This window comes from Providencia sp. PROV080, assembly GCF_033688105.1.
GTDB lineage: Bacteria > Pseudomonadota > Gammaproteobacteria > Enterobacterales > Enterobacteriaceae > Providencia > Providencia zhejiangensis.
Genome location: NZ_CP096346.1, coordinates 3,925,002 through 3,938,266 on the forward strand (window position 1 = coordinate 3,925,002; position 13,265 = coordinate 3,938,266).

Consider the following 13,265-nt stretch of genomic DNA (forward strand, 5'->3'; position numbering starts at 1 on the left):
TTGTTATTAAGGGTTTACTGGATCTAACCAACCCCATTTATCTTCCGTCGACCCATCAAACAAGCCAAAAAATGCTTGCTGGATCTTTTTCGTCACAGGGCCACAACGGCCAATGCCGACTTGGATACCGTCAACGCTACGTACTGGAGTAATTTCCGCCGCGGTTCCTGTCATAAAGACTTCATCAGCAAGATAAAGTGACTCACGTGATAATGTTTGCTCACGCACCTCAATCCCCATGTCTTTTGCTAGGGTTAAAATAGCGTCACGAGTGATCCCCGGTAGAGCAGAAGAAGTAAATGGAGGAGTAAATAAAATACCATCTTTCACTTCAAAGATGTTTTCGCCCGCACCTTCAGATAGATAACCATGAACGTCTAACGCGATACCTTCTTGGTAGCCATGACGGCGAGCCTCACTCCCTACTAACAGCGATGACAGATAGTTACCGCCAGCTTTTGCACCTGTTGGGATAGTATTTGGTGCCACACGATTCCAAGAAGAGACCATTGCATCAATACCTTGGTCTAATGCTTCTTCCCCTAAATACGCTCCCCATGGGAAAGCAGCCATGATGACATCTGTTTTATAACCGTCCGGTGGGTTCACTCCCATGCCAACATCACCGATAAAAACGAGTGGACGAATATATGCACTGACTAAGTTGTTTTTACGCAGAGTGGCACGGCAAGCTTCCATTAACTCATCTACGCTATAGCTGACAGGCATACGGTAGATTTTTGCGGAATCACGCAAACGTTGCATGTGTTCTCTATGGCGGAATACAACTGGCCCTTTGTGAGAGTCATAGCAACGGACGCCTTCAAATACCGATGTTCCATAATGCAGAGCATGAGACATAACGTGTACCTTAGCATCAGCCCATGGCGTCATTTCACCGTTAAACCAAATATAGTCAGCTTTCTTAGTCATTGTATTTATTCCTTACATTGCACTCTGAGTGCGTAATAGTCGTGATTCTTGTTCTCTTATTTCAACTTCTGAAACATCAGACAACTTAGTTAACTGTGCATATAGCTGGGTGAGTGGCCTCTGGCTATTCACAGTCATTTCAATATTTACATTATCACCATCTGGCATGTGATCCATAGTCATTGAACTGATTTGGAATCCACGATGGCGAGTCACCCGTAATATACGCTCTAAAACCTCAGGACGGAAACGGGCTTGTATTGCGAGTTGATGTTGCATCATAACGGTTTCTCCATCATTTTTTCATTACTCGCCCCTGGTGGAACCAGCGGCCAGACGTTTTCTAATTCATTTATTGAAACCTGCAAGATGTAAGCGCCTTCACTATTAAGTAATTCATCTAGCGCAGCATCGACTTCCGATTTTGCAGTGATACGGCGTCCAGGAATATCAAAAGCCTGCGCCAAAGCGACAAAATCAGGGTTATCCGTTAAAATAGTTTCACTATAACGTTGCTCAAAAAACAGCTCTTGCCACTGACGAACCATGCCTAAACGTTGGTTATCTAACAATAAAATTTTAACCGGTAACTGTTTACGCTTAATGGTTCCCAACTCTTGAACGTTCATCATGAACGAGCCATCTCCAGAAACACAGATCACGGTATCTTCAGGACGAGCAACCTGAGCACCGATTGCCGCAGGAATACCAAAGCCCATGGTTCCCAGACCACTTGAAGTTATAAAATTTTCAGGGGCATCAAACTCTAAATGCTGAGCTGACCACATTTGGTGCTGCCCAACATCCGTTGTGACAACCGTATTAGGCCCCATACGATCGGAAAGTTGCTTTAACAGCAAAGGGGCATAAATAGCTTCGCCAGGATGGTCATAGCGCCAACTGAATTCGTGTTTTAACTGCTGCACCTCTTCCTGCCATGACGAAATATTTTTTTCCATCGTCAATTCAGGTAATAGCTGTTTGGCATCACCTAACAAAGCCACATGCGTTTGACGCAATTTATCAAGCTCAACATGGTCAATATCGATATGTATGACTTTGGCATCCGGAGCGAATGTATTTAATTTGCCCGTCACACGATCATCAAAACGTGCACCAACCGCAATCAATAAATCGCAACGTTGTACCGCTAGGTTAGCGGCTTTCGTTCCATGCATACCTAACATGCCAAGATAATAAGGCTCCGTCGCCGCTACAGCCCCCAACCCTTTTAACGTCGCCACAGAAGGGATGCCTGTGCACGCAATAAATTGTCTTAACTCGGCAACCGCTCCCGACATACCAACACCGCCACCAATGTATAACATCGGCTTTTGCGACTGTTGGAGTAACGCTCTTGCTTGCTGTACTTCATCAGTTTGGATAGGCAAATCCTGTTCAACAGGCATTAAAAATGGTGCTAGGTCGGCCTGCTGTAGTTGAATATCTTTCGGAATATCAATCAGTACAGGTCCTGGACGACCACTATTTGCGATTGCGAAAGCTTCAGCAACAATACGAGGCAGGTCTTCAAGAGATTCCACTAAAAAACTGTGCTTAGTACAGGCAAGCGATAACCCTAAAACATCAATTTCCTGAAAAGCATCCGTACCAATAAATTCAGAGCTCACCTGCCCTGTAATGGCAACAACAGGAACTGAATCTAACAACGCATCGGCTAATCCTGTAATTAAGTTTGTGGCACCCGGCCCAGATGTCGCAATACATACTCCCGTTTTCGAGGTTGATCGCGCATAACCAATCGCCGCAATCACAGCACCTTGCTCATGGCGGCATAACAGATGCTCAACGCCGCCATCATACAATGCATCATACACTGGCATAATCGCACCACCAGGGTAACCAAACACGGTTTCAACCCCTTGAGTTCTTAATGCTTGAACTAACCATTGTGCCCCATTCATGCTTCTCTCCTGTCTTCCATTTGCTTTATCTATTTGTATTTATTTTGTTTTTTTAGGTTGAATGATGTTGGTAAACTTTTATGTCAAAAAAAACCCCGCGCCTTTCGGTGCGGGGTTCTCGTGAGATCTGGCTACTAATTTAGCCTTCGTCGTCCAAGTGCAGCCCCGCACGGTGGGATAATAATCACCACCACGCTGATAATAATTAGGCTAATCACTCGGAAAAATGCGTTCATCTGTTTTTTTCTTTCACTGTTATTCGTTATCTATATTAAAGAGTTATCATGTTAAAATTACTTTGACAACTTTTATTTTCTTTTTTTCCTATTAAAAAATAAATTTACTTTAAAAACATAGCGCTACAAAATATTTAGCATGATTATCTAGTATTTCACTATATATATAGCAAATACATATTGTTCTGATTGAATAATTAGTCTGATATTCCATTATCTAAACCTAACATTGAAGATATTAAATTTATTTCATATATCACTTTTCAATAATAATTATCTAAAGTAATACTTAATGATTATTTATAAATAAAACCCAATACCATGATAAATAATAATTTTGTGAACATCTTCGCAAGAAAATGATGATTGCTAAATATTTTCTAATCTGCTTTCCAAACGGCTTCTCAACATTAAAACATGCGATTGCACAGCCTTTTTGTTAAACAGAATATTACTCTGTTTACTAAAAGGGAGAAAATATGGCACTAGCGATTGTCTACACCAGAGCCTCGATAGGAATGGATGCCCCACTTGTGACTGTTGAAGCCCATATTAGTAATGGACTTCCAGGCTTAACGCTTGTCGGTCTGCCAGAAACCGCTGTTAAAGAATCTAGAGATAGGGTACGAAGCGCTCTAATAAACAGCGGCTTTGAATATCCAACCAAAAAAATGACAATTAACTTGGCCCCTGCCGATCTCCCTAAAGAAGGGGGGCGTTATGATCTAGCGATAGCCATTGCTATCTTAGTTTCTTCAGGCCAAGTCCCCGCTAAGATACTTCATCAATATGAATTTCTCGGCGAACTTGCTTTATCTGGCCAAATTCGTCATGTTAATGGCGCTATTCCTGCCGCTTTGGCTGCATTAACAAAAAAAAGACAGCTCATTCTTGCAGCGGAAAATCCACAACAGCTGAACTTACTCCCTGATAACAGCGTTATGTTTGCAGGAACACTATTAGAACTTTGCCATTTTTTATATGAAAAGACCGCCTTACCACGTAATTTCCATCCAACTAACATCCCTGCATCACTCAATTGTAATGACAACATCAGCGATATCATTGGGCAAGAACAAGGAAAAAGAGCATTAGAAATCTGTGCCAGTGGTGGACATAATTTACTCTTATTAGGCCCTCCTGGTACTGGAAAAACAATGTTAGCAAGCAGACTCAAGACGCTTTTACCCACTCTAACGCCACAGGAAGCGTTAGAAGTCGCTTCAATACATAGTCTATGTCAATCCACTCACTTAAGTTATGATTGGCCTCCTCGGCCATTTAGAGCGCCTCATCATAGTGCCTCAATGGCAGCACTTATTGGCGGAGGAAGCTTACCGAAGCCGGGGGAGATATCCCTAGCGCATAATGGGATTTTGTTTCTAGATGAATTACCGGAATTTAGCCGCACTGTACTTGATGCATTACGTGAGCCGCTAGAATCAAGGCAAATCATTATTTCTCGTGCTAAAGCAAAAGTCTCTTTCCCTGCTAACTTTCAACTCATTGCTGCCTTAAATCCAAGCCCTACAGGTCAATATCAAGGAAACTTTTGCCGCAGCTCTCCAACTAAAATTTTACGCTATCTCTCACGTATTTCAGGCCCTTTTCTTGATCGATTTGATCTTTCAATAGAGATTCCATTACTACCTCTAGGCACGCTAAGCCACCCATCCTCTCACAGTGAAAATAGCGAACAAATACGCTCTAGGGTCCTACTTGCAAGAAACATTCAAATGAAAAGAATAGGGAAATTAAACAGCCAGTTAACCGAGAAAGAAACCACCGCACTCTGTCAGCTCAATACCAAGGATGCCTTTTTTTTAGAGCAGGCTTTAAATAAGCTCGGATTATCTATCAGGGCTTGGCATAAGATCTTAAGGGTTGCTCGTACCATTGCTGATTTACAAAATACAGACAATATTGAAAAACCGCATCTTCTCGAAGCATTAGGTTACCGAGCGATGGATAAGTTATTGCTTCATTTACAAAAACAAGTAAGCTGACTGGCTGGGAGAGAGTTAAAGACAGAAAAATAAAACAGAGAACCTAACAATTTTCAGTGGATAGGTACAGAATGCATGAAATGATGACGATATGCGATTAGATAAGCACACATTTGCAAGAATAACATGGTCGATAAGTCATACTAATATCCGATAAATAAACTAAGGGGCCTAAAGCCCCTCTGTAAATATATTGATGATATTAATCATCTGTATCTGTATAGTCATCTGAAGGGTCTATCTGAGGTTTACCGCCAGAGAGAGTATGAAAGCGTTTTGGACGATTTATACGGCTAGAATATTTCGCCCACACCTTTTCTTCAGGAGTTACTGGTTCCCTTTCGCCACGGCAAACTGCAACGAACAGTTTTTCTTCATCAGTCTGTGCAGCGCGTTTGCCAGAATCAAGCTCAGAAAAAGCTTGACCGTGACGTTCGAGTAACTGAGCTTCCTTGATGGTGAAATCACCATGACGAGAAAAGCCACGTGGGTAATGTTTATTATCAAAAAAACGATTAGTCGTGATGAAGCTTTCTGCCATCTGACACACTCCTAACTTATTACTGTCAACTCTTTATGGCGCGGAGTATTAGACAGCATTGACAATCTGTAAAACAAAACATTTAAATCATCACGACAAAAATTATTGGAGATGTATGTGGATACTGAGTTATTAAAAACTTTTTTGGAAGTCAGTAGAACCAGACACTTCGGCCGAGCCGCAGAATCACTATATTTAACACAATCTGCTGTTAGCTTTCGTATCAGACAACTTGAAACACAACTAGGCACAAACCTATTTACTCGGCATCGTAATAACATTCGATTAACGGCCGCGGGGGAGCGCTTAGTCCCCTATGCAGAATCGTTGATGAATACATGGTTACAGGCTAAAAAAGAGATCTCACATGCATCACAGCATACTGAACTATCAATTGGAGCGACCGCATCACTGTGGGAAGGCTATCTGACGGACTGGGTACAAGCATTATATGAACAGCATGATGAGCTACGATTAGAAGCGCGAGTATCAACGCGTCAATCACTCGTCAAGCAACTACACTCCAGAGAACTCGATTTGCTGATAGCAACGGAGCCACCGAAAATGGATGAGTTTGAAAGCACCATTATTGGTACGATTGAACTTCAGCTAATGGCTTCACAAAAAAATATTGCGCTAACAAATTATAATTATATCAAATTAGAGTGGGGAGCCGATTTCCATCCTCAAAATGATTCAGCTTTAACGCCTGATGACTCACCTGTCATGATAACGACATCAGCGCATATAGCCCGTCAATTACTCTCTGTATCACTTTCTGCTGCGTTTTTACCTTCTCACTGGAGTATCCAGTACCCTGGGCTAAAAACACTCTCAGAAAGTCCAATGACAAAACCACTCTACGCTGTTTGGCTACAGAAGAACGATCAACAAGCATTGATTAATCAACTAATAAAAACCCCTATTAAGAATGCTCAATTAATCCCATAAAATAAGCTCATCACGCCATGACGCTCGATTGTTTTATCGAGCGTCTAGTTTTTCAATAATGTTAATTTGCTCGAAAGTCACAGGCACATCAAAGAGCTATCCCATTTTATTGATATCTAAATAAGTTATCATTCCCTGCCAATAAAAAATGGTGATATTTGATAATACCCCTATCACCCAAAATTAATGCTATTAAATTTTATGGGGTATTTACCGGCTTGGGTGAGCGACGGCAATGTCCTAAACATGCAATATATAAACATCATCACTTGGCACGCTTCTTTAAAGTCATGGCATTAGTCATATTGGCTTAAACGAAGTCACAATCGAAAGGTATATAGGTAGGCAAACAAAAACCAAGTCTTCATGCCAGATAGATTAAAACAATCAAACCTTCTTAGCATGTAAGCAGAAAGAGAAAAATCGATAGAAAGCCGTTCCCATTAAAACCTAACAACACTGATAGGTCTAAATTGAGCTATCAATGACAGTAATAACTGCGCCGTTTAACGTCACAATGATATTCCGTTAATAAGCTACATTTAATCTTTAAGTTCATTCAGCGTGTTAGGGGATATTAATACAACCCAAAAGTCACTTTTAGGCATTTTAGCATTGAGGTAGGGTGTAACTGCTTATATACGCACTCTATTACTCAATTTGATCACAGAGTGATAGTGTTCTCTTTAATCCCAAAATTGAGTCATTGACTGCATTATCAAAGGGTAATACAAGTGGGATGTCTGCTCGGTGGGAGATGGTGATGTGTCTGTAGGTTAGATAAAGAAAAACCCGATTAAAATAATCGGGTTATCAATAAGATACTTCTTTTATTTTTACTTAATTGGTAACTGGCAGGGGCGGAGAGGCTCGAACTCCCAACACCCGGTTTTGGAGACCGGTGCTCTACCAATTGAACTACGCCCCTAAATTAAGTGGCGGAACGGACGGGACTCGAACCCGCGACCCCCTGCGTGACAGGCAGGTATTCTAACCAACTGAACTACCGCTCCACTATTCTTTCGCCTAACGGCTGCTTATCGCTTCGCAATAAGTCTTTAATTTAATGTCTGGCAGTTCCCTACTCTCACATGGGGAGACCCCACACTACCATCGGCGCTACGGCGTTTCACTGCTGAGTTCGGCATGGGGTCAGGTGGGACCACCGCGCTATTGCCGCCAGACAAATTCAGTTTTTGTTCCCGTCGGCTTCCACCAACCAGAACAGCAATCTTGAACAAGCTAATTTCTCGCACTCTGTATGCGCTTCACAACGTTCTCTCTAAAACACCTTCGGTGTTGTCAGGTTAAGCCTCACGGTTCATTAGTACTGGTTAGCTCAACGTATCGCTACGCTTACACACCCAGCCTATCAACGTCTTAGTCTTAAACGTTCCTTTAGGACCCTTAAAGAGTCAGGGAAGACTCATCTCAAGGCAAGTTTCCCGCTTAGATGCTTTCAGCGGTTATCTCTTCCGCACTTAGCTACCGGGCAGTGCCATTGGCATGACAACCCGAACACCAGTGGTGCGTCCACTCCGGTCCTCTCGTACTAGGAGCAGCCCCTTTCAATCTTCCAACGCCCACGGCAGATAGGGACCGAACTGTCTCACGACGTTCTAAACCCAGCTCGCGTACCACTTTAAATGGCGAACAGCCATACCCTTGGGACCTACTTCAGCCCCAGGATGTGATGAGCCGACATCGAGGTGCCAAACACCGCCGTCGATATGAACTCTTGGGCGGTATCAGCCTGTTATCCCCGGAGTACCTTTTATCCGTTGAGCGATGGCCCTTCCATTCAGAACCACCGGATCACTAAGACCTACTTTCGTACCTGCTCGAGCCGTCACTCTCGCAGTCAAGCTGGCTTATGCCTTTGCACTAACCGCATGATGTCCGACCATGCTTAGCCAACCTTCGTGCTCCTCCGTTACTCTTTGGGAGGAGACCGCCCCAGTCAAACTACCCACCAGACACTGTCCGCACCCCAGATGATGGGGCCACGTTAGAACATCAAACATTAAAGGGTGGTATTTCAAGGTTGGCTCCATGCAGACTGGCGTCCACACTTCAAAGCCTCCCACCTATCCTACACATCAAGGCTCAATGTTCAGTGTCAAGCTATAGTAAAGGTTCACGGGGTCTTTCCGTCTTGCCGCGGGTACACTGCATCTTCACAGCGAGTTCAATTTCACTGAGTCTCGGGTGGAGACAGCCTGGCCATCATTACGCCATTCGTGCAGGTCGGAACTTACCCGACAAGGAATTTCGCTACCTTAGGACCGTTATAGTTACGGCCGCCGTTTACTGGGGCTTCGATCAAGAGCTTCTCCTTACGGATAACCCCATCAATTAACCTTCCAGCACCGGGCAGGCGTCACACCGTATACGTCCACTTTCGTGTTTGCACAGTGCTGTGTTTTTAATAAACAGTTGCAGCCAGCTGGTATCTGCGACTGGCTTCAGCTCCATCCGCGAGGGACTTCACCTAGCGCCAGCGTGCCTTCTCCCGAAGTTACGGCACCATTTTGCCTAGTTCCTTCACCCGAGTTCTCTCAAGCGCCTGAGTATTCTCTACCTGACCACCTGTGTCGGTTTGGGGTACGATTAATGATAATCTAGAGCTTAGAGGCTTTTCCTGGAAGCGGGGCATGAGCTACTTCGCCACCGTAGTGACTCGTCATCAGACCTCAGCATGTAGTGAACCGGATTTGCCTAATTCACCTGCCTACATCCTTAAACCGGGACAACCGTCGCCCGGCCAGCCTAGCCTTCTCCGTCCCCCCATCGCAATTATCACCAGTACAGGAATATTAACCTGTTTCCCATCGACTACGCATTTCTGCCTCGCCTTAGGGGTCGACTCACCCTGCCCCGATTAACGTTGGACAGGAACCCTTGGTCTTCCGGCGTGCGGGTTTTTCACCCGCATTATCGTTACTTATGTCAGCATTCGCACTTCTGATACCTCCAGCATGCCTCGCAGCACACCTTCACAGGCTTACAGAACGCTCCCCTACCCAACAACATCTAAATGTCGCTGCCGCAGCTTCGGTGCATGGTTTAGCCCCGTTACATCTTCCGCGCAGGCCGACTCGACCAGTGAGCTATTACGCTTTCTTTAAATGATGGCTGCTTCTAAGCCAACATCCTGGCTGTCTGAGCCTTCCCACTTCGTTTCCCACTTAACCATGACTTTGGGACCTTAGCTGGCGGTCTGGGTTGTTTCCCTCTTCACGACGAACGTTAGCACCCGCCGTGTGTCTCCCGTGATAACATTCTTCGGTATTCGTAGTTTGCATCGGGTTGGTAAGTCGGGATGACCCCCTAGCCGAAACAGTGCTCTACCCCCGAAGATGAGTTCACGAGGCGCTACCTAAATAGCTTTCGGGGAGAACCAGCTATCTCCCGGTTTGATTGGCCTTTCACCCCCAGCCACAAGTCATCCGCTAATTTTTCAACATTAGTCGGTTCGGTCCTCCAGTTAGTGTTACCCAACCTTCAACCTGCCCATGGCTAGATCACCGGGTTTCGGGTCTATACCCTGCAACTTAATCGCCCAGTTAAGACTCGGTTTCCCTACGGCTCCCCTATACGGTTAACCTTGCTACAGAATATAAGTCGCTGACCCATTATACAAAAGGTACGCAGTCACACCTAAAAGGTGCTCCCACTGCTTGTACGTACACGGTTTCAGGTTCTATTTCACTCCCCTCGCCGGGGTTCTTTTCGCCTTTCCCTCACGGTACTGGTTCACTATCGGTCAATCAGGAGTATTTAGCCTTGGAGGATGGTCCCCCCATATTCAGACAGGATAACACGTGTCCCGCCCTACTCGTCGAGTTCACAACACCAACACCTTCGGATACGGGGCTATCACCCTTTACTGCCGGACTTTCCAGACCGTTCTCCTGATGCTGATGCTGATTAAGACTCTGGGCTGCTCCCCGTTCGCTCGCCGCTACTAGGGGAATCTCGGTTGATTTCTTTTCCTCGAGGTACTGAGATGTTTCAGTTCCCTCGGTTCGCCTCGTTTGACTATGGATTCATCAAACGATAGTGCAACGAATTGCACTGGGTTTCCCCATTCGGACATCGTCGGCTATAGCGGTTCATATCACCTTACCGACGCTTTTCGCAGATTAGCACGTCCTTCATCGCCTCTGATTGCCTAGGCATCCACCGTGTACGCTTAGTCGCTTAACCTCACAACCCGAAATTGTTTCAACGATCACCTAACTGTCATGGCTGTGCGTGGTGAAATTCTTTGTTGCGCGGTGCTCGTCATGCTCACGTACCGATGTACGCTGCGCTGACTGCGCTCCTACGCCGTGAATTTCACACTGCTCGCTCATGCCACTCGTTTGAATGACCGAAAATTTCAGGTTTGAAATTTTGAGAGACTCTCACATTGTTTAAGCGATAAACAATGTGCGTTGTTTCAATTTTCAGCTTGTTCCAGATTGTTAAAGAGCATAATTGTTAAACTAACTCAGTGAATTAGCTTAATCATTATTGAGGACATCGTCTTTCACTCGATATCGGCGCAATTGGCGTCCCCTAGGGGATTCGAACCCCTGTTACCGCCGTGAAAGGGCGGTGTCCTAGGCCTCTAGACGAAGGGGACACGAAATATTGCACAACCATGTTGTGGCCTATTTCATGCAAGTCTTACCCTGTGGTAAGTCTCCCACGTATAGCCTATTGCTCTACTTTTCATCAGACAATCTGTGTGAACACTTCACAGAAACACTTCAATGGTAAGGAGGTGATCCAACCGCAGGTTCCCCTACGGTTACCTTGTTACGACTTCACCCCAGTCATGGATCACAAAGTGGTAAGCGCCCTCCCGAAGGTTAAGCTACCTACTTCTTTTGCAACCCACTCCCATGGTGTGACGGGCGGTGTGTACAAGGCCCGGGAACGTATTCACCGTAGCATTCTGATCTACGATTACTAGCGATTCCGACTTCATGGAGTCGAGTTGCAGACTCCAATCCGGACTACGACGTACTTTATGAGTTCCGCTTGCTCTCGCGAGGTCGCTTCTCTTTGTATACGCCATTGTAGCACGTGTGTAGCCCTACTCGTAAGGGCCATGATGACTTGACGTCATCCCCACCTTCCTCCGGTTTATCACCGGCAGTCTCCTTTGAGTTCCCGACCGAATCGCTGGCAACAAAGGATAAGGGTTGCGCTCGTTGCGGGACTTAACCCAACATTTCACAACACGAGCTGACGACAGCCATGCAGCACCTGTCTCAGAGTTCCCGAAGGCACTAAAGCATCTCTGCTAAATTCTCTGGATGTCAAGAGTAGGTAAGGTTCTTCGCGTTGCATCGAATTAAACCACATGCTCCACCGCTTGTGCGGGCCCCCGTCAATTCATTTGAGTTTTAACCTTGCGGCCGTACTCCCCAGGCGGTCGATTTAACGCGTTAGCTCCGGAAGCCACGCCTCAAGGGCACAACCTCCAAATCGACATCGTTTACAGCGTGGACTACCAGGGTATCTAATCCTGTTTGCTCCCCACGCTTTCGCACCTGAGCGTCAGTCTTTGTCCAGGGGGCCGCCTTCGCCACCGGTATTCCTCCACATCTCTACGCATTTCACCGCTACACATGGAATTCTACCCCCCTCTACAAGACTCTAGCTGACCAGTCTTAGATGCCATTCCCAGGTTAAGCCCGGGGATTTCACATCTAACTTAATCAACCGCCTGCGTGCGCTTTACGCCCAGTAATTCCGATTAACGCTTGCACCCTCCGTATTACCGCGGCTGCTGGCACGGAGTTAGCCGGTGCTTCTTCTGTCGGTAACGTCAATCGTTGATGATATTAGCATCAACGCCTTCCTCCCGACTGAAAGTACTTTACAACCCTAGGGCCTTCTTCATACACGCGGCATGGCTGCATCAGGCTTGCGCCCATTGTGCAATATTCCCCACTGCTGCCTCCCGTAGGAGTCTGGGCCGTGTCTCAGTCCCAGTGTGGCTGATCATCCTCTCAGACCAGCTAGGGATCGTTGCCTAGGTGAGCCATTACCCCACCTACTAGCTAATCCCATATGGGTTCATCCGATAGCGCAAGGCCCGAAGGTCCCCTGCTTTGCTCCTTAGAGATTATGCGGTATTAGCCACCGTTTCCAGTAGTTATCCCCCTCTATCGGGCAGATCCCCATACATTACTCACCCGTCCGCCGCTCGTCAGCGAGAAGCAAGCTTCCCCTGTTACCGCTCGACTTGCATGTGTTAGGCCTGCCGCCAGCGTTCAATCTGAGCCATGATCAAACTCTTCAATTAAAAGTGTTTGATGCTCAAAGAATTAAACTGACTACATTCTTTCATATATGAATTAACGTGTTAGTCACTCTTCAAGACTTAAAATCAAATATTTTTTTGATAGTGTCCTGTGAGTGCCCACACAGATTGTCTGATAAATTGTTAAAGAGCGTTGCGACTTTATCTTTCGATATTAACCGTTTAGGTTGTTGCCGCGAGGTGTCGTATACTACGTTTTTCTGTCAGAAAGTCAAGTGATTATTTTCAACTTTTTCTCTCTTTTTCACCTCAGTCATCACGAGGGTTTCTTTTTCAACCTGACCACCGAAGCGGTTTGTCGTGACAACGGATGCGCATTATAGGGAGTCAGAAAATTCTGGCAACCCTTTT

7 protein-coding genes, 3 tRNA genes and 3 rRNA genes are annotated in these 13,265 nt (G+C 45.5%); 2 read left to right on the top strand and 11 right to left on the bottom strand.

What is annotated here, in order from left to right; translation table 11 throughout:
* Positions 1 to 6 precede the first annotated feature (6 nt).
* From M1F03_RS17675 to ilvL, 4 genes are all read right to left on the bottom strand, one after another.
* Positions 7 to 933 carry a branched-chain amino acid transaminase gene (locus tag M1F03_RS17675; RefSeq protein WP_154623520.1) on the bottom strand — a complete coding sequence of 309 codons (927 nt, stop codon included), beginning with the start codon at positions 931 to 933 and terminating at the stop codon, positions 7 to 9.
* A 12-nt stretch (positions 934 to 945) separates the two neighbouring features.
* Complete coding sequence (gene ilvM, locus M1F03_RS17680; RefSeq protein WP_154623521.1) at positions 946 to 1,215, bottom strand: acetolactate synthase 2 small subunit; 270 nt, start codon at positions 1,213 to 1,215, stop codon at positions 946 to 948.
* Positions 1,212 to 2,858, bottom strand: a complete 1,647-nt coding sequence (gene ilvG, locus M1F03_RS17685; protein WP_249999477.1) for an acetolactate synthase 2 catalytic subunit — start codon at positions 2,856 to 2,858, stop codon at positions 1,212 to 1,214. The genes ilvM and ilvG overlap by 4 nt, the downstream gene beginning before the upstream one ends.
* Before the next feature lie 134 nt (positions 2,859 to 2,992).
* A complete protein-coding gene (gene ilvL, locus M1F03_RS17690) occupies positions 2,993 to 3,094 on the bottom strand; it encodes an ilv operon leader peptide (RefSeq protein ID WP_071599630.1) in 102 nt (33 codons plus the stop codon).
* Between the two features lie 479 nt (positions 3,095 to 3,573).
* On the opposite strand from ilvL, the gene M1F03_RS17695 reads away from it, so the two are divergent.
* On the top strand, positions 3,574 to 5,100 hold the full coding sequence (locus M1F03_RS17695; RefSeq protein WP_163863298.1) for a YifB family Mg chelatase-like AAA ATPase: 1,527 nt from the start codon (positions 3,574 to 3,576) through the stop codon (positions 5,098 to 5,100).
* A gap of 202 nt (positions 5,101 to 5,302) precedes the next feature.
* Here M1F03_RS17695 and M1F03_RS17700 read toward each other — a convergent pair whose 3' ends face one another.
* A complete protein-coding gene (locus M1F03_RS17700; RefSeq protein WP_004915426.1) occupies positions 5,303 to 5,641 on the bottom strand; it encodes a DUF413 domain-containing protein in 339 nt (112 codons plus the stop codon).
* 111 nt (positions 5,642 to 5,752) lie between these two features.
* Here M1F03_RS17700 and hdfR point away from each other — a divergent pair, with 111 nt between their 5' ends.
* Positions 5,753 to 6,592: an HTH-type transcriptional regulator HdfR gene (gene hdfR, locus M1F03_RS17705; RefSeq protein ID WP_154624507.1), complete on the top strand. Its 840-nt coding sequence runs from the start codon at positions 5,753 to 5,755 to the stop codon at positions 6,590 to 6,592.
* A gap of 852 nt (positions 6,593 to 7,444) precedes the next feature.
* Here hdfR and M1F03_RS17710 read toward each other — a convergent pair.
* From M1F03_RS17710 to M1F03_RS17735, 6 genes are all read right to left on the bottom strand, one after another.
* Positions 7,445 to 7,520 (bottom strand) — tRNA-Trp (locus M1F03_RS17710).
* Between the two features lie 8 nt (positions 7,521 to 7,528).
* Positions 7,529 to 7,605 (bottom strand) — tRNA-Asp (locus tag M1F03_RS17715).
* 55 nt (positions 7,606 to 7,660) lie between these two features.
* Positions 7,661 to 7,776, bottom strand: a 5S ribosomal RNA gene (rrf, locus tag M1F03_RS17720).
* A gap of 119 nt (positions 7,777 to 7,895) precedes the next feature.
* A 23S ribosomal RNA gene (locus M1F03_RS17725) occupies positions 7,896 to 10,801 on the bottom strand.
* 345 nt (positions 10,802 to 11,146) lie between these two features.
* Positions 11,147 to 11,222: transfer RNA gene (locus tag M1F03_RS17730), tRNA-Glu, on the bottom strand.
* A 134-nt stretch (positions 11,223 to 11,356) separates the two neighbouring features.
* Positions 11,357 to 12,896 (bottom strand): 16S ribosomal RNA (locus M1F03_RS17735).
* The 16S, 23S and 5S rRNA genes sit together here with 3 tRNA genes alongside, the layout of an rRNA operon.
* Between the last annotated feature and the right edge of the window lie 369 nt (positions 12,897 to 13,265).